Here is an 18,443-nt window from a genome sequence, read left to right as displayed (position 1 = left end):
CCCCTCAGCCCCAGCCCAGCTCCTCCAGCCGGTCCTCGCCGATGCCGAAGTGGTGCGCGATCTCGTGGATGACGGTGGTGACGATCTCCCGCCGCAGGTCGTCCTCGTCCCGGCAGTCCTCCAGGAGGGGTCCCCGGTAGATGGTGATGCGCGGCGGCAGGTCGCCGGACTGCGCCGGTCCCTCCGTCAGGGCCCGGCCCGAGTAGAGCCCGTAGAGCGTCTCGTCCTCCGGCACACCCAGGTCATCCAGCAGCGCATCCGGCGCCCAGTCCTCAAGGACCACCGCCACGCCCTCCAGGTAGGGCCGGAACTCCTCCGGGACGAGGGTCATCGCCTCGTCCACCAGCCTGCGGAACGCCCGGTCGGACATGTGCATGGGACGAGGCTACTCCTTCCGGAAAAGAGAGGTCAGCCACGGATGAACACAGATGAACACGGGTGAGGGGCCTGGGCCCATCCGTGTTCATCTGTGGCAAAAAATCACAACCCGTCCAGCGGGCTCGCCACGCCGCGGCCGCCGCGGTTGAGCACGTGGGTGTAGATCATCGTCGTGGCCACGTCCTTGTGCCCCAGCAGCTCCTGCACCGTCCGGATGTCGTGGCCCGCGGCCAGCAGGTGGGTCGCGAAGCTGTGGCGCAGTACGTGCGGCGTGACGGGCTTCACCAGCTCCGCGGCCCGGGCCGCCAGCCGCACGGCCTTCTGGACGCTCTCAGGGTGGAGGTGGTGGCGCCGGATGACGCCCGAGCGAGGATCCGCCGAGCGCTGGACCGACGGGAAGACCCACTGCCAGCCCCAGGCCCGCGCCGCATGCGGGCCCTTGACCCCCAGGGCGTCCGGCAGGGGGGCCTCCCCGAAGCCCTCTTCCAGGTCCCGGACGTGCAGCGCCCGCGCACGCTCCAGGTGCGCCTGGAGAGGCTCGGCCAAGCGGTCCGGCAGCACGGTCACCCGATCCTTGCCCCCCTTCCCGTCCCGCACCACGATCTCCCGCCGTTCGAACTCCACATCCTTCACCCGGAGGCGCAGTCCCTCCATCAGCCGCATGCCCGTGCCGTACAGCACCTGCGCCACCAGGGCCATCCCGCCCTCCATCTGGTCGAACAGGGCACGCACCTCCCCGGGCGTGAGCACCACGGGGAGCCGCGGCTGGCGTTTGGCCTGCACCACCTCGGACAGCCAGGGAAGATCCACCGCCAGCAGATCCCGATAGAGGAAGAGCAGGGCCGCCTTGGCCTGGTTCTGCGTCGAGGGGGACACCCGCCGATCCACCGCCAGATGGCTCAGGAAGGCCTGGACCTCCCCTGCCCCCATCTCCCTCGGGTGTCGCTTGCCATGGAAGAGGATGAAGCGCCGCGCCCAGTCCACATAGGCATCCTCTGTCCGGAGGCTGTAGTGCCGAATCCTCAGGCGCTCCCGCAGCTGGTCCAGGAGCCGCGGCGGCTGCCCCGCCACCCCCTCGATCCGCCCCGCACCCGTCTGCCTATTTCCCTCAAGCATGATCCCCACCCGATCGTTCCAGTCCGCCTATTGCGCTAACGATTGCGCTACCCTTGCCCAGTCTCTCCCCCAGAACCCCAAGTGTCATCCAAATCTATCGCTTTTTTTTCGCCAAACAACCCCCTCCACCCAGTTCGCCCATTCCCCCAAGCACGCCCCCTCCCGCCCAGCCCACCCCCAGGACTAGGCGAACTCCCAACCACTCACCCCCCGTCGTCCAATTTAAAGTTAGGCTCGCCCACAATGCTTGAATTCCACTGGGGAATAGAGGCATTCACCAGGTTCCCTGACCTGGTTGACCGGTTTGATCAAGTCGACAGCCCTTATTCACTTTGGTTTGTCCTCACCGAGGCTTTCAGCAAAGCCTACAAAACCCCACGAAACGAAGACTTGATTCAACGAATCTACGCCTTTGCCGACTGGTGCTGCTGTCAGCCTGAAGGTAAGTCGGCGAATGATGACCTTGGGACAATCGTTTGTTCTTGTTTCTACGAACACATCCCCGAATCACCCGAGGCGCTACAGGACATGCCTCGATGGTTTTCTAGGGCTGAGGTCCTTACCATGCGACCAATCTTTTCGTACATGGTCGGCGAAGCAGGGTTTCTCCGTATCCTAGAGGCATATCAGCACTCAAAGTCAGCACCAAAGGGCCACACTCGGTGAGCCTAACCCTCCGCTCAACTCGGACCCCGCCTGCATTGTCTTCCGCTCTCTCTCAACGTCCCGCTTTCTCGGCTCCGTTCAGCGCCTCGGTGCAGGCGGGGCCGGTTACCTTCATTCGTTAGGCGTCTGGTCTTAGACCATTAAGGAGCACACATGGATCAAGAGTGTATTGAGGATCGGATTCGGAACCGAGAAAGTTGGTTTAAAATTGGAATTATTTCTCTTCTGTCAATAGTGATAGCTTGGCGAATTTTAAGAGCATCCTTCAACATCAATCTGCCAGATTTTAAAATGACCGATCTTTTATCACTTATATTAGCCATATTCGCTATTTCATTGTCAGTCGCCTTCTATTTCAAGGCTACCGATACCAGTAATATTTTTTATGACAATACATATAAATTTACAACAAAAATATCAGAAATTCTTGGTCGTATTGAAGCGGGTTTTGGTGAAAGATTACGACATTTAGATGAAGGATATTCTGGGCTTAGAGATAGGGTCGAGAGTTTCTCACAAAATGACATAAAACACGCAACTCAGGACATTAAAGCTGAAGAAGAAGAGGTCAAAAAGAAAGAAAATGAACGTGATGCATTAATTCGTGACCTCGCCGAAAAGGCCGCTTTACAAGAAACAGAAAAGGAATTGATTATTAGCCAACTTCACGACAAAGATAGTGAACTAGTGCAAGCGAGGGCACAACTCGCATTTCTGCAGGAAAGACTCTCATCCAATGAATCAATCCGAAATGATGCCGAGATGGCGAATGCCCATGCTCTCCTTCCAGATGTACCTAGACGCGTAATCACCTACATGAAAACGCGTGTTATGAAAGTTCTTGAACATGAATTAACCGCTGGAGCTCCTTCAGTAATTATTCGAAATAAATTTAAGAAATCAATTCCCACATTTCATCAATCGTTTATCGCTGAAATGCGAGAATTCGGTTTGTTAGATTCCGAAAACAATCTTTCGTCAAAGGCCATTCAGACACTTCGCCATTTGGCACGCGCCTAACCCTCCGCTCAACTCGGACCCCGCCTGCATTGCCTTTCGCTCTCTCTCAACTTCCTGCTTCCTCGGCTCCGCTCGTCGCCTCGGCGCAGGCGGGTCCGGTTAGCTTCATTCGTTAGGCCTCCCATGAAACCTTCAGACTATTTGGGGTTCGCGTTTGCGGGGCTTTTCGGCCTTTGGTGGGTGCTGCTTCCAAACAGCGTGATCCGGTTCTACAGGTCGTTTCACGGGGATGAGCTTCGGGTCCCAAAACCACTCGTAATCCGTTTTATTGGCATTGCCTGGCTCATTCTTGTTCTAGTGATCCGCCTAACCCTTAGCTCAACTCGGACCCCGCCTGCATTGTCTTCCGCTCTCTCTCAATTTCTCGCTTCCTCGGCTCCGTTCAGCGCTTCGGTGCAGGCGGGTCCGGTTAGCTTCATTCGTTAGGCGCCTCAGGAGATTTTATGAATGAGCAGCCAGTTAAACCGGAGAAAATAACAAAGCCGATTCAGCTCCTTGGCGCTTGGCTTGCTGGCTTATTAGCAATCGATAGTTGTTTTCTATTTGCTGCTGTCAGCCTACCAATCGATTCCTGGCATTCCGGTGCCTTAGTAATAGCGGCCATCGCAAATGTCCCATTATTCCTAGTTGCGGTGTTTTTGCTTCAGACCCGCTTTCGACCAGAGCTACAGGAAGACTCTTACTACGCAACTTATCTCAACAGTAAAACGAACCAGATGATGAAACTCCCAAAAACAGATTTATCAGTCGCAGAATTAAGACAACATCTGGCCTCATTGGAAAGTAAAGGCACCCTTCAACTAAAACGCATCGATGGTTCCAACCTTCCTATCAACATGCTCCGAATAGGCATTAATTTGCACCTTCCAGATAAGGCTGAAATCCAATCCCGTCTTGCTGAACTCGGAGTAGTCGGTGTTTCAATTTTTGGTTCCGATGACCCCCCTCCAGGGCGAAATGTCGCAATAGCGCAGCGTCTTGATCCCGTGCTAGTTCAGAGAATCGCCGAACTATCAAAAGATCTTGGATTCAATACCTACAATGTTATTGGTCCCGAAGAGGATATTGATGAAGACATTCTCTTCGGCTCATATGGAACTCCCGAATTTGAGATCATTCGCGGCGGTGCCTAACCTTCCGCTCAACTCGGACCCCGCCTGCATTGCCTTTCGCTCTCTCTCAACCCCCTGCTTCCTCGGCTCCGCTCAGCGCCTCGGTGCAGGCGTGGCCGGTTAGCTTCATTCGTTAGGCGCCCATGAAACGTCTGTTCTTCAGCCTCGCTGCCCTTACTTGTTTGGCAGGCTTCTGTGGAGAACCGGAAGCTACAACTATCAAGGGAAAGGCCGTCGCCATTCATTGGTTCCAGGTCCCTATGAATGGAGTTTGTTCCACCGATATTTTGCTTCAGGCATCATTGGAGCCTAATTCAGATCCGGAATTCGTTCGCGTATCTGTTTCGATCCCTGAGGGTGAGTTCGGCCGTTGGCTGGCTGCTCTTCCTGGAATGTCCCAATTCTCGATCGTTCGGGATCCATCAAGCGATTCCGTTCTCAAAGAATCGGTTCCAATCATCGAAGAAGGTCCTGGTGCAACGCCCAAACGCCCAGGCACCGCTCCGTTGTGGCGCCTCCGTTCAGCGCCTCGGTGCAGGCGGGGCCGGTTAGCTTCATTCGTTAGGGCTCCCTCCAGTGCGTACCCACATTGAGTTCAAGTCGCCGGACTTCCCCGCATACCCGGGCGAGGAAGAGGACATCAATCCTGGTCGGTATGGCAAGCGCCTAGCCGAGTTTCTCCACTCTTCTTTGGCCAATGAAGGTTTTGCCGTTGGTGAAATCTACTCCGAAGACTGGGGTTGGGCGATTCCTATCCATAATGATGCGTTTCCTCTGTGGATCGGTTGTGGCAACTACGAGGAGTTTGAAAATGGGTTTCTTTGCTTCATCGAGCCTTCGAAACCGTTCGTGCGGAGACTCTTTCGAAAGATAGATACCACCGCAGCAGTCGAAAAACTTGCGGCGGCGCTTGAACGGGTTCTCGCCAAGTCCCAAGGCATCACCGAACTTCGTTGGTGGCCCGAGAATCAGGGTTGATCGCCCTAACCCTCAGCTCAACTCGGACCCCGCCTGCATTGCCTTCCGCTCTTTCTCTTCGTCTCGCTACCTCGGCTCCGCTCAGCGCCTCGGTGCAGGCGGGTCCGGTTAGCTCCTTCCGTTAGGCTGCGCGGCGTGTTCAACCTCACCAAAAGGAAAGGTCCGACATGAAGACGACGGCTTTTCTCCTGACGATGCTTCTGCCAGCTGCCTTAGTCGCGCAGCATCAACCCGCGACGGGTTACGCCCCGGTGAACGGACTCAAGATGTACTACGTGATCCACGGGAGCGGCGATCCGGTGGTCCTGCTCCACGGCGCGTTCATGACGATCACCAACAACTGGCCCGGGTGGATCGACGAGCTCTCCAAAACCCGGAAAGTGATCGCCGTTGAGATGCAAGGCCATGGGCGCACGGCGGACATCCCACGCGACATCACCTCCGAGAACCTCGCCGACGATGTGGCGGCGCTGCTCGATTACCTGAAAATCCCACGCGCGGACCTCCTCGGGTACAGCATGGGCGGCGGCGTGGCCATGCAGTGTGCGATTCGCCATCCGGACAAAGTGCGAAAGGTTGTCGTCATTTCGTCGATGCTCCGCCGGGACGGCGCGGTCAAGGAAGGGCAGGACGCCCTCGCGACACTCACAGCGGATGTCTTTAAAGGCTCGCCCATTGAAGTCGAGTACAAGAGGCTGAACCCGAATCCGGACGATTTCCCGAAGTTCGTCAAGCGGGTCCTCGCCATGGATTCGAAAGGGCGCGACATTGGCGACAATCAGCTGAAGGCCACCACAGCGCCGATGTTCTTCATCCACGGCGACTCGGATGGTGTACGGCTCGAGCACGTCGCAGAAATGTTTCGCATGAAAGGCGGCGGGATCCACGGCGACATCAAGCCGCTCCCCGCCTCACGATTGGCCATCTTGCCCGCCACGACGCACGTGACGCTGATGCAGCGCATGTCCGTCATCGTCCCGATGGTGAATGACTTTCTCGACGCCAAGCAACCAAAGCCATAAGAGAAGTCCCGTACCTCAAACCACTTGGTCCAGATATCCACCTAGATTCCATCTCGCAGCCTAACCCTCAGCTCAACTCGGACCCCGCCTGCATTGCCTTCCGCTCTCTCTCAGCATCCCGCATCCTCGGCTCCGTCTAACGCCTCGGTGCAGGCGGGGCCGCTTAGCTTCATTCGCTAGGTGCCCCTCGCACCCTCATGGATCACACACACCCTATGCCGATCAAGAACTTCGCCAGACCCTCGCGTCGGCGGCTTGTGATCGTTTCCGGCGCGCCGGGCGCCGGCAAGACAACCCTCGCCGTGCCGCTGGCGGCGGCCTTGGGCTTGCCGCTCTTCTCGAAGGACTTCATCAAGGAGACGCTTGTTGATGTGCTCGAAGGCCCAAGCGATGATCTCGCCTTCTCCCGACAAATGGGTGGGGCGGCGATGGAATTGCTCTGGAAGCTCGCCGAGTTCGCGCCTGCCGCGGTGCTCGAGGCCAACTTCCGGCCGCACAGTTCCTATGAGAGGAATCGGCTCCGTGCCCTCACGGCAGAGGTCGTCGAGGTGTTCTGCGACTGCGGGGCGGTGGAGACCGCGCGGCGATTCGCCATTCGCGCGGCCGGCGCGCACGCGGCGCACCCGCTTCGCGAATTGTCAGAGGACCTGCTCATGGAATACGACTGCCCGGTCGGACATGGCGTGGTTATCCGCGTCGACACCTCGGGGCCGGTGGACGTCGCATCGCTGGCCAGGCAGGTGAATGAAGCCTTCGCATCAGCCGAGGGCACTCGCTCCAACGACGCCATCTGACCCTCAGCTCAACTCGGACCCGCCTGCATGGCCTTCCGCTCCCTCCCGACGTCCCGCTTCCCCGGCTCCGTTCAGCGCCTCGGCGCAATCGGGGGCGGGCCAGCTTTTTTCCTTGGGCCACCCGATGACCGACCCGTATCAACTCGACCCTGAGGGGATGAAACGCAAGAGCACCATGGTTCAAGAGGAGAAACTCGTCACCCTGAGGGACGATTCAACTCAGCCTCCACCAACGATCGGCACTCCCTCTTGGATGAGCATTCTCGGCGGTCCGGCACTGGGCCAACCAAGCAGCCGCTATACGACCTTCCAGCACGGTCAGGGCTCGTTTCTCTTCTCCGCTCGTTTCTGGCTTGTTGTTGGATTTGCCGGTTTCGTGCTCTACATCATCAAAACCACTCTGTTCCGATGATCGGCCGCGCCTTGCGCTCGACTCGGATCCAATCGTCAGGCCCATCAGCCCCAGGCAATGTCGAATTGACGCCTCCTCGTTCGACTACCTAGGCGAGGCGGGGAGCTAGCCGGGCAAGATCACCCGGAGGCGTCCATCCGCTAACCGGAGAGTCTGATGGGAAACTTCACTCGAATCACGAACAAGCGCATTGCCACAGTTCTCTTGCCTCTGGCCGCAGCGGCCTCCTTCCTCACCTTGGGCACCATCACGCAAGCGGCAGCGCAACACTCGGAGCAACCTGGAAAGAATCAGAACAAACAAACCGTCCGCAAAGGTTTCGCTCCCGTCAACGGCCTGCAAATCTATTTCGAGATCCACGGCGTCCCGAACCCCACGCGACCACCGCTCGTGCTTCTGCATGGCGGAGGCGACACCATCCAGACATCGTTTGGCCAGATTCTGCCTGCTCTGGCGGGCGAGCGACAGATCATCGCCTTCGAGCAGCAGGGCTATGGACACACGGCGGACACCGCCGGCCGGCCGTTCAGCTTCGAGCAGTCCGCGGACGACACGGCGGCATTGCTGGAGTACCTGCACATCGAGAAAGCGGACCTGTTCGGATACAGCAACGGCGGCACCATCGCGCTGCAGGTGGCGATCAGGCATCCGAGAGCCGTACGCAAGCTGGTGGTGGCATCGGCCCTCGTCAAACGCGATGGGGCCTACCCATGGCTCTGGGATGCGATGTCCAATGCCACATTAGAGAACATGCCGCAAGACCTGCAGAGGGATTACCTCAAGGTCGCGCCTCAGCCCGAGAACCTGCGGATGATGCATGACAAGGCTGTTCAACGCATGCGCGATTTCAAGGACATCCCGGCCGATGCCATCCGCAGCATCATCGCGCCGACGCTCGTGGTGGTCGGCGATGCTGACGTCATCCGCCCGGAACATGCCGTGGAGACGTTTCGGCTCCTTCCGCACGCACAACTGGCCGTGCTCCCTGGCACCGATCACATGCAAGTGACGTCGCGCACCAGGTGGCTGGCGTCCATGATCGGCGGGTTTCTCGACGCGCCGACAGCCAAGTGAGCGCCGCCGGCCCATCCTCCTTCCTTTGCCCGCGCTCGGATGCACCCAACCACTTATTCGAGCCGAACTCGCCACGCGGCCTGCCGAGGTCGTACCAATGACGCTCGTTGGCTCCACACGCGGCTCACCGGACACAGCAACCAGCGTCCATAAACACCCGTACTGTGATGGCGTTGCCATCAGCTCGGTCCAGGCGACTGCCCAACCCGCAGCTCAACTCGGCCTCGCCCGCATGGCCTTCCGCCCTTTCTCAACGTCCCGCTTCCTTGGCTCTGCGCCTCCGCTCACCGTCCCGGTGCGGGGCGGAGCCGGTTGGCTTTCACCGCTGACCGCCCATCATGTTCCGTTTCAACTTTCACAAAGGAGGAAGGAATGGTGGATGCCAAGCGTCGATTTCCATGGAACGGAATGTTCTTGTTCTTGCTTGGCCTTCTCACCGGGTTTGTGGATCAGAAGTTCACCAACCCGCGCATGGGGCTTGCTGCGCACCTGGAAGGGGTGATGAATGGAACCTTCCTCGTCGTCCTGGGTGCGATCTGGCATGAGGTCAGGCTTTCCCCTGGGCTCGCAGCCGCGGCGTACTGGGCCGCGCTGTATGGCACCTATGCCAATTGGGCAGTCACCACCCTGGCAGCGATCTTCGGCACGGCGGCCATGACCCCCATCGCGGCCATGGGCCACCGCAGCGGGCTCTGGCAAGAGGCCTTGTCACGCTGGGCTTCGGAAGCGTGGCGCTGGCCATCGTCACCTGCTCGGTTCTTGTCCTGTGGGGCCTTCGAAGAAACGCCCAGCCCCAGGCTTAGTTCCAGCATCTGCCCTCTCGTGCAGCTCGGGCCCCCGGCGGCCCTGACGAAGACTCCAGCGACGGGTTCCGCCTCGGCGGCTAACAGGCACTCTGCACGGACGAGGCCGCTCGCCAAGCCGTGATGGCGCTTTTCGCGCAGCCGTTCGAGCTGCCGCCGGGGCGACGAACCTGCGACATACGGGCGGCGTATTGGCCGCGCCTTCGAGCCAGCTCACCCAGGCACCTTCGAGGATGTTGAGTAGGATAAGGCAGCGGCACGCCTGCCTCTCGCTCTATCCGGACCTCTCCGACCTTGTCTTCCGCGCGCTCCCAGCCCCTCGCCTCCTCGGCTCCGCTTGTCGCTTCGGCGCAGGCGGGCCCGAGTGGTGCCAATGGTTAGGCCACCCATGCTTCCCGGATCCTTCGCCATGATCGGTGCCATCATCGGCTCGCTCGGCGGCTTCTATTACTTGTACGAAACCATCGTCGGCAGAACCCAGCCCAACCGCATCACGTGGCTGCTTTGGGGAATCTTCCCGATGATCATTTTTGTGGCGCAAAGGGCGCAGGGCGTGAAGGGGTTGTCGTGGGCGTCGTTTGCCGCCGGGTTCACGCCCCTGCTGATCGTTGCTGCCTCTTTCTTCAACAAGAAGGCCTATTGGAAAACCGAACCGCGCGACTACTACCTGATGGCGGCGGCCATCATCGGCATCGCCCTCTGGGCCATGACCGACAAGCCGAACCTGGCCATCCTGTTCTCGCTGTTGGCCGACATGCTGGCGGGCATACCGACCCTCATCAAGTCGTATCGCCATCCCCATTCTGAGAGTTGGGTCGCCTACGCAGTCAGCGCGTTCGGCTTCGGAATCAGCTTCCTGTCGATCCAGACCCACACCTTTGAAAATACGACCTTTGTCGCGTATCTGTTCATCCTCAACGGCACCTGTGCGGTGCTGGCCTCACGAAGCCGCACACATGAACGGGCCGCCAGCTCCTTTCGTTGAGCTCGGCGCCAATCCGACCCCCCGCTCCCTTCTTTCGGCAGGCAGCCCATGAGCCACCGGATCCGATCGGCCAACCTGTCCGATGCCGCTGACATCGCGCGCCTCTCCGACGCGCTCGGATACCCCGCGGGGCGGGAGGAGATCGCCCGGCGGTTGACCTTGCTGCTGCCCAATCCGTCTCATCTGGTGCTCGTGGCAGAACCGCCCGAAGGCCGCGGCCTCCTCGGCTGGCTTGCCGCGGAGCGGCGCGTCACCCTTGAATCTGGAACCAAGTTCGAGATCGTGGGCCTGGTCGTGGACGGGACGGCCCGGCGGTCCGGGATCGGCAAGGCGCTGGTCGAAGCCGCGGAACAGTGGGTCCTGGACCAGTCGGGAACGGGCCTCGGTGTCAGGTCGAATGTCCTGCGTCCCGAGTCTCATGGGTTTTACGAGTCGCTCGGCTACCTCCGCAAGAAGAGCCAGCACGTCTACCACAAGAGCCTGCGGGCCTGACCCTGGCCAACCAGGGCCCGGCACAGCCTTCCGCATCCGTTCCCGCCTGGGCAGAATGAAGCAGCGATCCGCATATCCGTGGCTGCCCTTTTCCACTCCCGGGGCTCCTGCGCGTCTTTTCTTCCGCCCTACATGGAGCCGTCATGAGCCTGGAAACCAAGTGCGCCTGCGTGATGCTGCTGGCCCTGCCCTTGATGGGGCAGGTGGCCGCCCGGCAGGGAACTGTGGCTGATGTGCGGCAGAGCGAGTTCTCGTCCCCGATGGTGCTCGAGCTGCCGATGGACAGGCTCCATGTCGCGGAACCCGGGGACATGTACTCGTTCACGGACCAGGGGACATTCGTCTGCGACGACGTGTCCCTTCCCCTGGTCGTGGTGAGGAAAACCGTGAATGACAAGGCCAAGCGGGTGGAGCTGAGGATCCAGTCCACGGCCTACGTGCGCCCCTCCTTCGACCGGAAGGTGGTCCTCCGCTATTCGGTCCTCCGCTCCGGCCAGGCCCTGGCGGCCTTCACGGAGCAGGAGATCTCGGCCAAGGAGAAGAAATACAGGTCCGACAGCTCCACCCTGGTGATGTCCAAGGACGAGTTCGACAGCCTCTTCCAGGGTGGAAGCCACGGGGTGCTCAAGATCGTCATGGTCGTCACGCCGGACCGATGACACGGCCTTAGCGGGCCCCGGCTGGCCTGGGCGGGCCCAGCCACGCCCCGACGGCCACGAGACATGACCGCGGGAGGCGCCAGGGAATTCGAGCCCCCTATCGCCGCCTTTCCTCGGCCTCGGCGTCCTCTTCCTCTTCATCCTCCTCGATGGCCGCCAGGGACACGGGGTTGCCCCGAAGATCCAGGGGCGAACCATCGTCCGGGATGAAGATCTCGTGGTCCGCGTCCCAGCGCCCGCGCAGCTCATCGCCATCCGTGAAGAACCTGGCCTCCCCGGCCTCGGGAAACACGGCGACCCACCTTGCCTGGGTGCCGTGCCGCTCGTAGGCGACGAGGACCCACCAGGCCTCGCCGCGGGCCTCGGTGGTCTCGAGGGTTTCCGTGAGCGTATACGGCGGCGGGAAGGCCTGGCCGCGCATCTCGTCCAGATCCCTGATCACCCTGGTGCGCAGCATGACCACCCTCCTCGGTCTGTCCCGTGACGGAGAAGAAGGACGATCATACTCCGGACGCAAAGAGCCAGATGCCGAGGTTTCCGACCTGCGCGAACCGCGAACGGGCCTATCTTCATCAGTCATGACGCCCATCCTGCAGGGGAGACTCAGACGATGACGCAGGAGCCAGGCTCCGATCCCTGGGAACGAGGCGACGCCTACGAACGGTACGTGGGGCGATGGAGCCGCCGGGTGGCCCCGCTGTTTCTCGCCTGGATGGACCTCCCCCCAGGCCGCAGGTGGCTGGATGTGGGCTGCGGAACCGGGGCCCTGTGCTCGGCGATCCTCGACTGCTGCTCGCCCGCCTCTGTCGCAGGCGTCGAACCCTCGGAGGGCTTCTTGGAGGCGGCGAGGGGGCGCCTCGCAGGCCGAGCCACCCTCCACCACGGCTCGGCCGGGGCCATCCCCCTTGGCGACGCTTCGGTGGACGTGGTGGTTTCCGGGCTCGTCCTGAATTTCGTGCCGGACTCGACGGCCGCCCTCGGCGAGATGGCGCGGGTGGCAGGTCCCGGGGGCACCCTCGGCGGCTACGTGTGGGACTACGCCGGGAAGATGGAATTCCTGCGACGCTTCTGGGATGTGGCGGTCGAGCTGGATCCAGGCGCCGCCGCACTGGACGAGGGGACACGGTTTCCGCTGTGTCGTCCGGAGGCCCTGGAACGCCTCTTCGCCACGGCCGGGCTGGAGGACATCGCCGTGAGCCCGCTCGACATCATCACGCCCTTCACGAGCTTCGACGATTGCTGGCAGCCCTTCCTGGGGGGCCAAGGGCCGGCTCCGGCCTATGTCCTCTCGTTGGAGCCCCCTGCACGGGAGCGCCTGCGCCAGGGCCTGCGGGCGCGCCTCCCCCTGGACGCACACGGCGCCATCGCGCTGCCGGCCCGGGCCTGGGCCGTCCGGGCCACCGTGGCCGACCGGGCGGCCCCCGAGGCGGGATCCGGTTGACGTCGGCCCGCGGCCGGCCAGGAAGAGCTCGCGGCATTCATGACCGCCGAATTCCCGCTTCCGCCCCGCCTGGAGAGGAGGGTTGGAAGGTGGCGGGCCCGTCCCCGGAACCTGATCCTGGACCTGGCGCCGGAATCATGCGGAGGTGCCCATGAAACCTGCTTCCTTCCTCGCCACGGCCTTTCTCGGGATCGTCGCCCTGGCCCACCTGGTGCGGGTGATTCTCGGACTGGAGGTCCAGATCGGCCGGGCCCTCATCCCTTCCTGGATGAGCCTGGCGGCGTTCCTGTTCTGCGGAGCCCTGGCGACCATGCTCTACCGGGAGAGCCGCGCGGATTGACCGCAGATGGATCGCAGATGGATCGCAGATCGACCACGGACGGCATCCATCACGAAGCCATGCCATGGGGGCTGCCGGCGCCCTGACCCTCCGCCCGCCGACCTCCAACCAAGGCAAACGCCAACGGTTTGCCGAGCGACCGGCCCTGGCGCCCTGGAAGAACCGGGCTATCTTCATTCCCATAGCGTTCATAAAGATGCAGTCTCTATCTCATATCGCGGATCCGGCCTGATCGCCGCCGAGTCCCTCCAGGGAGCCCCCATGGCCGAGCTGAGTCCAGACCAGGTGGCCGGGAACTGGGGCGCCATCGCTCCGGACTATGAGCGGGCCTTCGAGGGCCTGAGCGGCCAGTTCGCGGCGCATGCGCTGCGGCTGCTGGGCCTGCGGCGGGGCGAACGCGTGCTCGACGTGGCCGCGGGCACGGGGATCTTCGGGCTGATGGCCGCGCGGGCCGGGGCGAAGGTCCTCGCGACGGACTTCGCGCCAGGCATGGTGGACCGGCTCCGCGAACGCATCGCCGAGGAACAGCTCTCGAGCATCTCCGCCGAGGTGATGGACGGGCAGGCCCTGGACGTTCCCGACGGAGCTTTTGACGCCGGCGCCTCGGTGCTGGGCCTGATCTTCTTCCCGGACATCGACCGGGGCCTGGCCGAGCTCCGGCGCGCCCTGCGAGGAGGTGGACGCGCCGCGATCGTCTGCTGGCGCGACCCCGCCAACCTGCAGCTGATGACGCTGGTGCGGCAGGCGGTCCAGAAGGTGGTCCCCGGGCTCCAGCCTCCCGCCGCGCCGCCCGTGTGGGCGAGGCTCAGCGGCGCCGAGACGCTGAAGGCCCGCATGGAAGGGGCTGGTTTCCGCGCGGTGGAGGTCGTGACCTCCACGGCTGTGCAGGAGATCGACGAGCCGGAGGCCTACTGGTCGGGCTTCACGCGATCGGCGCCGCCCCTGGCCCACCTGTTCAGCCAGCTCGGACCCGAGGCCACCGAAGCCGTGGGGCGCGAGTACATCGAAGCCCTCCGCGCCCAGTCCCGCCGCGGGATGCCGGTCATGAGGGCGGAGGCCTGCATCGGCCTCGGCCGGGCCTGACATGGACGCGGACCGCGCCGGTCCCGGGGTCCGCCTGCCACCGCCCCTCGTGTTCCTCGCGGGGCTGGGCCTCGGCTTCCTGCTCCAGCGCCGCTTCCCGCTGCCCTTCGCCGCGCCAGGGAACCTCCTTCCGCGGCTGCTGGGCACCGTGTTCGTCCTCGGCTCGGGAGCCCTGGCGTTCTGGGGCTTTCTCACCTTCCGCCGGGCCCGCACCACGGTGCGGCCCGACCGCCCCGCCTCAGCGCTCCTCACCGCGGGGCCCTTCCACTTCACCCGGAACCCCCTGTACCTCAGCCTCTCGCTGCTCCACGCCGGCGTGGCCCTGCTGGCGGACGCCCTCTGGCCCGCGCTCATGCTGCTGCCCGTCCTGCTCGTCATCCACTTCCACGTCATCGCCCGGGAGGAGCGTCACCTGGCGGCCCGCTTCGGGACGGAGTACGAGGCCTACCTCCGGACCGTCCGACGCTGGTTCTAACTATGCTGGGGACATGACCGATTCGTTCCTCGAGCGCCTCCCCACCCTGGCCGACGCCGAGCTGCGCCGCTACCTGGAGCATCCCCATGGCTACAAGACCGAGGCTGTGGAGGCGGCCCTGGCGGAGCTGCGGCGGCGGGGGGCGGCGATTCCCGAGGCCGACCTGGCGCGGATGCGGGAGGCGCTCCGGTCCCGGGAGACGCGACACGCGGCCCAGGCCGGCCGCCTGCTGGGGACGGACCCGCACGTCCGGAAGCAGCGCGTCCGCCGCGTCACCGCGGGCATCCTGACGGCGGGCCTCGGCGGCGCGGCCCTGATCTACCTGCGGGCCGCGCCCCGGATGGCCAACCCCCTGGGCTACGAGCCCGAGGACACCAAGAAATACCTGCGGGAGCTGGAGGTCTACGGGGGGAAGCTGAACGTCCTGGTCACGGAGTTCCGGCGCTGGTTCGAGGGGCTCTGGCAGGGCCGGTCCCTGGCCGCCACGGTGGCCGTCCTGACGCTTCTCCTCGCCCTGGGTTTCTGGTTCGTGGCCACCCGATTGGCCCCGGACGGGGAGGGCCGCTGACATGGCGCCGAAGCCCCTGGCCCGGGCCCCGAAGCCACCGGCCCGAGCCGTGCGTCCCGCCAAGCCGGGCCTGCACCCCCGCAACCGCCACAGCGGCGGCTACGACTTCCCGCGCCTGGTCGCCGCCAGTCCCGAGCTGGGGCCCTTCGTGCGGCGCGCCCCCCACGGCGGGCCCACCATCGACTTCGCGGATCCCGCGGCGGTGAAGGCCCTGAACCGGGCCCTCCTGCTGGAGGCCTACGGCGTCCGCGGCTGGGACCTGCCACCCGGTGCCCTCTGCCCGCCCATCCCCGGCCGCGCGGACTTCCTGCACCACCTGGCGGACCTGCTGGCGGAGGGCGGGGCCATCCCGCGGGGCCCCGCGGTGCGTGCGCTCGACATCGGCACCGGCGCCAGCCTCATCTACCCGTTGCTGGGCCACCGGGAGTACGGCTGGTCCTTCGTGGGTTCCGACATCGACGGGACGGCCCTGGCCTCCGCCGCCCGCATCCTGGCCGCCAATCCTGGCCTGGAGGCGGCCATCGCCCTGCGCCGCCAGCCCGATCCCAAGGCCGTCTTCCGGAACGTCGTGGAGCCGGACGAGCGCTTTGACCTGACCCTCTGCAACCCGCCCTTCCATGCCTCGGCGCGGGAGGCCCGGGAGGCCGCCCAGGCAAAGTGGCGGAAGCTGGGGCGGGGATCCGCCGGGACGGCCCGGAACTTCGGCGGCCAAGGCGCGGAACTCTGGTGCGAGGGCGGCGAGGCGGGTTTCATCCGGCGCATGGCGGAGGAGAGCGCCCGAATCCCCACCCAGGTCCTGTGGTTCACCACCCTCGTCTCGGCCTCCGCCAACCTGCCGGCCGTGCGGCGGGCCCTGGCCCAAGCCGGCGCGAGCGAGGTCCGCACCGTGCCCATGGCTCAGGGCCAGAAGCAGAGCCGTTTTGTGGCCTGGACCTTCCTGGATTCCGGAGCCCGGGAGGCCTGGCGGCGCCGGTGGGATGGGTTGTGATCCAATGTTTCGGACAAACAGGTATGATTTATCCGTCGCCGGAGTCCCCATGTTTGCCGTCCGCCGCCTCCCCGCCCTGTTCGCCCTGCTGATGCTGGGGGCCCACTTCCTCCGCTCCGGCGAGATGCTCCTGGTGCTGCTCTGCCTGGCGCTCCTGGTGCCGCTCTTCGTGCCGCGGCCCGCCGCCCAGGCCACGGTGCGCTGGGCCCTGGCCCTCGGCGCCCTGGTGTGGCTGTGGACCCTGGTCCAGGGGGTCCGCCAGCGCCTGGCCTTCGGCGAGCCCTGGCTGCGCCTGGCATTCATCTTGGGCGCCGTGGCCCTGTTTACCGGGTGGGCGGCGTGGCTGCTTCAACCCGGGAAAACCGAGGAAAAGCGCTGACAGTCGGCTTGCCTCCGCCTGGAATGATCGAACCGCGAAAGACGCGAATCGCCCTGCGGGCGCGCAAATGGCGAACGATCCTGCCTCCGCCGCGTTTCGCACCCTTTCCCGCCATTCGCGGTTCCTTGCTTTTCTGGCTGAATCAGGCCGATAACAAGGTTCAAGTTTTTGAATCCTGTTCATCCGGTCAGCACTTTTCCTCAAAACACCGACCACCCCGTCCGGGTGGTGAAGCGGTCCAGGGCCTCGACGCCGGCGATGCTGTTGCCGTGGGGATCGAGGGCGGGACTCCAGACGCAGAGGACGCCGCGCTCGGGCAGCACGGCCAGGATGCCGCCGCCCACGCCGCTCTTGCCCGGCAGGCCCACGCGGTAGGCGAAGTCACCGGCGGCGTCGTAGGTGCCGCAGGTGAGCATGATCGAGTTGATGCGCTTGGACTCGCTGCGGGAGAGCAGGCGCGAGCCGTCCGCCCGCAGGCCGTGGTTGGCCAGGAAGAGGCCGGCCTTGGCCAGATCCGCGCAGCTCATGGCGAGGCTGCACTGGCGGAAGTAGTGGTCCAGCACCCGGTCCACGGGGTTCTCCAGGTTGCCGCAGCTGGCCATGAAGTGGGCCAGCGCCGCGTTGCGGTGGCCGTGCGAGGCCTCCGAGGCGGCCACCTCCGGATCCACCTCCACCACCGGGTTGCCGCTCTCGGCGCGGAGGAAGTCCCGCAGGGTGCCCAGGGAATCGCCGGTGAGCGTGAGCAGGCGGTCGATGAGGACCAGGGCCCCGGCGTTGATGAACGGATTCCGCGGGATGCCCTTCTCGTATTCGAGCTGCACCAGCGAGTTGAAGGGGTTGCCCGAGGGCTCGCGGCCCACACGCTTCCACAGGGCCTCGCCGTCCCGCGCCAGCACCAGGGCCAGGGAGAAGGCCTTGGACACGCTCTGGATGGAGAAGGGCGTGCGCCAGTCGCCGGTTCCGAGGAGCTGGCCGTCCGTGGTGGCGAGGGCCAGGCCGAAACGCGCGGCGGGCACGGAGGCCAGGGCCGGGATGTAGTCCGCGACCTTCCCCTGCGCCGCCAGGGGCGCGGCTTCCGCCGCCAGATCATCGAGGAGGGCTTGGAGGTCCATGCTTCCAGAATCCCACAGGAGCCGTGGGTATAGGATGGTCGCCATGACGCCCCTCGCCGCCGACCTCCTCCTGCTGTTCCGCCGGGACCTGCGCTGCCTCGCCCGCGAGGTGGAGCTTTTCCCGGATGACGCCACGCTGTGGCGTACCGTGCCGGGCATCGCCAACAGCGCCGGAAACGTGGCCCTGCACGTGGCGGGCAACCTCCGGCATTTCGTCGGCGCCGTGCTGGGCGGCACGGGCTACGTGCGCCAGCGGGAACGGGAGTTCGCCCAGCGGGAAGGCACGCGGGCCGAGGTCGCCGCGGAGCTGGAGGCCGGCATCGCCGCCGTGGAGGCGGGCCTGGCGGCCCAGACGGACGCCTCCCTCCAGGCGCCCTTCCCCACCTCCATCGGCGGGCACCGGATGTCCACCCGGCGCTTCCTCCTGCATCTGGAGGCCCACCTCGCCTTCCACCTGGGCCAGGTCGGATACCTGCGCCGCGTGCTCACAGGGGATGCCGCCAGCGCCGGCGGCATGGCCATCCAGGACCTGGCCGAGGGTTGAGC

Annotated in this window: 23 protein-coding genes; 19 read left to right on the top strand and 4 right to left on the bottom strand. The window is 64.0% G+C overall.

Going from position 1 to position 18,443, the window contains the following annotated elements:
• Nucleotides 1-4: 4 nt before the first annotated feature.
• Entirely contained in the window at nt 5-376 is a 372-nt protein-coding gene (locus MLG87_RS08775) for a metallopeptidase family protein (RefSeq protein ID WP_243294813.1), read from the bottom strand.
• Between the two features lie 104 nt (nt 377-480).
• Nucleotides 481-1,494, bottom strand: a complete 1,014-nt coding sequence (locus MLG87_RS08770) for an integron integrase (protein WP_243294812.1) — start codon at nt 1,492-1,494, stop codon at nt 481-483.
• Between the two features lie 819 nt (nt 1,495-2,313).
• On the opposite strand from MLG87_RS08770, the gene MLG87_RS08765 reads away from it, so the two are divergent.
• The 11 genes from MLG87_RS08765 to MLG87_RS08715 all read left to right on the top strand — a co-directional run bounded on the left by MLG87_RS08765 (nt 2,314) and on the right by MLG87_RS08715 (nt 11,511).
• Entirely contained in the window at nt 2,314-3,180 is an 867-nt protein-coding gene (locus MLG87_RS08765) for a hypothetical protein (protein ID WP_243294811.1), read from the top strand.
• Between the two features lie 443 nt (nt 3,181-3,623).
• Nucleotides 3,624-4,313, top strand: coding sequence for a hypothetical protein (locus MLG87_RS08760; protein WP_243294810.1), 690 nt, complete (start codon nt 3,624-3,626; stop codon nt 4,311-4,313).
• A gap of 555 nt (nt 4,314-4,868) precedes the next feature.
• The gene (locus tag MLG87_RS08755; RefSeq protein WP_243294809.1) at nt 4,869-5,270 is read left to right on the top strand and encodes a hypothetical protein; all 402 of its coding nucleotides are present in this window, start codon (nt 4,869-4,871) and stop codon (nt 5,268-5,270) included.
• 167 nt (nt 5,271-5,437) lie between these two features.
• Nucleotides 5,438-6,292 (top strand): alpha/beta fold hydrolase, encoded by an 855-nt coding sequence (locus tag MLG87_RS08750; RefSeq protein ID WP_243294808.1) that lies wholly within the window; start codon nt 5,438-5,440, stop codon nt 6,290-6,292.
• 215 nt (nt 6,293-6,507) lie between these two features.
• Nucleotides 6,508-7,086 (top strand): P-loop nucleotide/nucleoside kinase family protein, encoded by a 579-nt coding sequence (locus MLG87_RS08745; protein WP_243294807.1) that lies wholly within the window; start codon nt 6,508-6,510, stop codon nt 7,084-7,086.
• Nucleotides 7,087-7,243: 157 nt separating this feature from the next.
• Nucleotides 7,244-7,498 (top strand): hypothetical protein, encoded by a 255-nt coding sequence (locus tag MLG87_RS08740; RefSeq protein WP_243294806.1) that lies wholly within the window; start codon nt 7,244-7,246, stop codon nt 7,496-7,498.
• A 156-nt stretch (nt 7,499-7,654) separates the two neighbouring features.
• Nucleotides 7,655-8,572 carry an alpha/beta fold hydrolase gene (locus MLG87_RS08735; protein ID WP_243294805.1) on the top strand — a complete coding sequence of 306 codons (918 nt, stop codon included), beginning with the start codon at nt 7,655-7,657 and terminating at the stop codon, nt 8,570-8,572.
• Nucleotides 8,573-8,944: 372 nt separating this feature from the next.
• Nucleotides 8,945-9,499: a styrene oxide isomerase gene (locus MLG87_RS08730; protein ID WP_243294804.1), complete on the top strand. Its 555-nt coding sequence runs from the start codon at nt 8,945-8,947 to the stop codon at nt 9,497-9,499.
• A gap of 285 nt (nt 9,500-9,784) precedes the next feature.
• Nucleotides 9,785-10,360, top strand: a complete 576-nt coding sequence (locus tag MLG87_RS08725) for a hypothetical protein (RefSeq protein ID WP_243294803.1) — start codon at nt 9,785-9,787, stop codon at nt 10,358-10,360.
• A gap of 48 nt (nt 10,361-10,408) precedes the next feature.
• Nucleotides 10,409-10,852: a GNAT family N-acetyltransferase gene (locus tag MLG87_RS08720; RefSeq protein WP_243294802.1), complete on the top strand. Its 444-nt coding sequence runs from the start codon at nt 10,409-10,411 to the stop codon at nt 10,850-10,852.
• 143 nt (nt 10,853-10,995) lie between these two features.
• Nucleotides 10,996-11,511 (top strand): hypothetical protein, encoded by a 516-nt coding sequence (locus tag MLG87_RS08715; RefSeq protein ID WP_243294801.1) that lies wholly within the window; start codon nt 10,996-10,998, stop codon nt 11,509-11,511.
• Nucleotides 11,512-11,608: 97 nt separating this feature from the next.
• On the opposite strand, the gene MLG87_RS08710 is transcribed toward MLG87_RS08715, so the two are convergent.
• Nucleotides 11,609-11,968 carry a hypothetical protein gene (locus MLG87_RS08710; protein WP_243294800.1) on the bottom strand — a complete coding sequence of 120 codons (360 nt, stop codon included), beginning with the start codon at nt 11,966-11,968 and terminating at the stop codon, nt 11,609-11,611.
• Nucleotides 11,969-12,121: 153 nt separating this feature from the next.
• Between MLG87_RS08710 and MLG87_RS08705 the strand changes: the two genes are divergently transcribed.
• The 7 genes from MLG87_RS08705 (at nt 12,122) to MLG87_RS08675 (ending at nt 16,785) form a co-directional block, all read left to right on the top strand.
• Entirely contained in the window at nt 12,122-12,952 is an 831-nt protein-coding gene (locus MLG87_RS08705; RefSeq protein WP_243294799.1) for a class I SAM-dependent methyltransferase, read from the top strand.
• Nucleotides 12,953-13,103: 151 nt separating this feature from the next.
• A complete protein-coding gene (locus MLG87_RS08700; protein WP_243286983.1) occupies nt 13,104-13,292 on the top strand; it encodes a hypothetical protein in 189 nt (62 codons plus the stop codon).
• Between the two features lie 261 nt (nt 13,293-13,553).
• Complete coding sequence (locus MLG87_RS08695) at nt 13,554-14,375, top strand: class I SAM-dependent methyltransferase (protein WP_243294798.1); 822 nt, start codon at nt 13,554-13,556, stop codon at nt 14,373-14,375.
• Nucleotide 14,376: 1 nt separating this feature from the next.
• Nucleotides 14,377-14,850, top strand: coding sequence for a methyltransferase family protein (locus MLG87_RS08690; RefSeq protein ID WP_243294797.1), 474 nt, complete (start codon nt 14,377-14,379; stop codon nt 14,848-14,850).
• A 13-nt stretch (nt 14,851-14,863) separates the two neighbouring features.
• A complete protein-coding gene (locus MLG87_RS08685) occupies nt 14,864-15,418 on the top strand; it encodes a hypothetical protein (RefSeq protein WP_243294796.1) in 555 nt (184 codons plus the stop codon).
• Between the two features lie 16 nt (nt 15,419-15,434).
• A complete protein-coding gene (rlmF, locus tag MLG87_RS08680; RefSeq protein WP_425250887.1) occupies nt 15,435-16,406 on the top strand; it encodes a 23S rRNA (adenine(1618)-N(6))-methyltransferase RlmF in 972 nt (323 codons plus the stop codon).
• A 49-nt stretch (nt 16,407-16,455) separates the two neighbouring features.
• On the top strand, nt 16,456-16,785 hold the full coding sequence (locus MLG87_RS08675; RefSeq protein WP_243294794.1) for a hypothetical protein: 330 nt from the start codon (nt 16,456-16,458) through the stop codon (nt 16,783-16,785).
• A gap of 200 nt (nt 16,786-16,985) precedes the next feature.
• Here MLG87_RS08675 and MLG87_RS08670 read toward each other — a convergent pair whose 3' ends face one another.
• Nucleotides 16,986-17,897 (bottom strand): glutaminase, encoded by a 912-nt coding sequence (locus MLG87_RS08670; protein ID WP_243294793.1) that lies wholly within the window; start codon nt 17,895-17,897, stop codon nt 16,986-16,988.
• A gap of 43 nt (nt 17,898-17,940) precedes the next feature.
• On the opposite strand from MLG87_RS08670, the gene MLG87_RS08665 reads away from it, so the two are divergent.
• On the top strand, nt 17,941-18,441 hold the full coding sequence (locus tag MLG87_RS08665; protein ID WP_243294792.1) for a DinB family protein: 501 nt from the start codon (nt 17,941-17,943) through the stop codon (nt 18,439-18,441).
• The last annotated feature ends 2 nt before the right edge of the window (nt 18,442-18,443 follow it).

Source organism: Geothrix mesophila (genome assembly GCF_022808835.1).
Lineage (GTDB): Bacteria > Acidobacteriota > Holophagae > Holophagales > Holophagaceae > Geothrix > Geothrix paludis.
Note: the sequence above shows the minus strand (reverse complement) of the source record. Positions and strands in the feature narration are given on the sequence as shown.

Excerpts from the sequence above, each read along its gene's own strand:
- MLG87_RS08735 (WP_243294805.1), top strand. The coding sequence starts at position 7,655 with ATGGGAAACTTCACTCGAATCACGAACAAGCGCATTGCCACAGTTCTC.
- MLG87_RS08745 (WP_243294807.1), top strand. The coding sequence starts at position 6,508 with ATGCCGATCAAGAACTTCGCCAGACCCTCGCGTCGGCGGCTTGTGATC.
- MLG87_RS08700 (WP_243286983.1), top strand. The coding sequence starts at position 13,104 with ATGAAACCTGCTTCCTTCCTCGCCACGGCCTTTCTCGGGATCGTCGCC.
- MLG87_RS08705 (WP_243294799.1), top strand. The coding sequence starts at position 12,122 with ATGACGCAGGAGCCAGGCTCCGATCCCTGGGAACGAGGCGACGCCTAC.
- MLG87_RS08720 (WP_243294802.1), top strand. The coding sequence starts at position 10,409 with ATGAGCCACCGGATCCGATCGGCCAACCTGTCCGATGCCGCTGACATC.
- MLG87_RS08740 (WP_243294806.1), top strand. The coding sequence starts at position 7,244 with ATGAAACGCAAGAGCACCATGGTTCAAGAGGAGAAACTCGTCACCCTG.
- MLG87_RS08690 (WP_243294797.1), top strand. The coding sequence starts at position 14,377 with ATGGACGCGGACCGCGCCGGTCCCGGGGTCCGCCTGCCACCGCCCCTC.
- MLG87_RS08695 (WP_243294798.1), top strand. The coding sequence starts at position 13,554 with ATGGCCGAGCTGAGTCCAGACCAGGTGGCCGGGAACTGGGGCGCCATC.
- MLG87_RS08760 (WP_243294810.1), top strand. The coding sequence starts at position 3,624 with ATGAATGAGCAGCCAGTTAAACCGGAGAAAATAACAAAGCCGATTCAG.
- MLG87_RS08675 (WP_243294794.1), top strand. The coding sequence starts at position 16,456 with ATGTTTGCCGTCCGCCGCCTCCCCGCCCTGTTCGCCCTGCTGATGCTG.
- MLG87_RS08765 (WP_243294811.1), top strand. The coding sequence starts at position 2,314 with ATGGATCAAGAGTGTATTGAGGATCGGATTCGGAACCGAGAAAGTTGG.
- MLG87_RS08725 (WP_243294803.1), top strand. The coding sequence starts at position 9,785 with ATGATCGGTGCCATCATCGGCTCGCTCGGCGGCTTCTATTACTTGTAC.
- MLG87_RS08670 (WP_243294793.1), bottom strand. The coding sequence starts at position 17,897 with ATGGACCTCCAAGCCCTCCTCGATGATCTGGCGGCGGAAGCCGCGCCC.
- MLG87_RS08685 (WP_243294796.1), top strand. The coding sequence starts at position 14,864 with ATGACCGATTCGTTCCTCGAGCGCCTCCCCACCCTGGCCGACGCCGAG.
- MLG87_RS08775 (WP_243294813.1), bottom strand. The coding sequence starts at position 376 with ATGCACATGTCCGACCGGGCGTTCCGCAGGCTGGTGGACGAGGCGATG.
- MLG87_RS08730 (WP_243294804.1), top strand. The coding sequence starts at position 8,945 with ATGGTGGATGCCAAGCGTCGATTTCCATGGAACGGAATGTTCTTGTTC.
- MLG87_RS08715 (WP_243294801.1), top strand. The coding sequence starts at position 10,996 with ATGAGCCTGGAAACCAAGTGCGCCTGCGTGATGCTGCTGGCCCTGCCC.
- MLG87_RS08770 (WP_243294812.1), bottom strand. The coding sequence starts at position 1,494 with ATGCTTGAGGGAAATAGGCAGACGGGTGCGGGGCGGATCGAGGGGGTG.
- MLG87_RS08750 (WP_243294808.1), top strand. The coding sequence starts at position 5,438 with ATGAAGACGACGGCTTTTCTCCTGACGATGCTTCTGCCAGCTGCCTTA.
- MLG87_RS08665 (WP_243294792.1), top strand. The coding sequence starts at position 17,941 with ATGACGCCCCTCGCCGCCGACCTCCTCCTGCTGTTCCGCCGGGACCTG.
- MLG87_RS08710 (WP_243294800.1), bottom strand. The coding sequence starts at position 11,968 with ATGCTGCGCACCAGGGTGATCAGGGATCTGGACGAGATGCGCGGCCAG.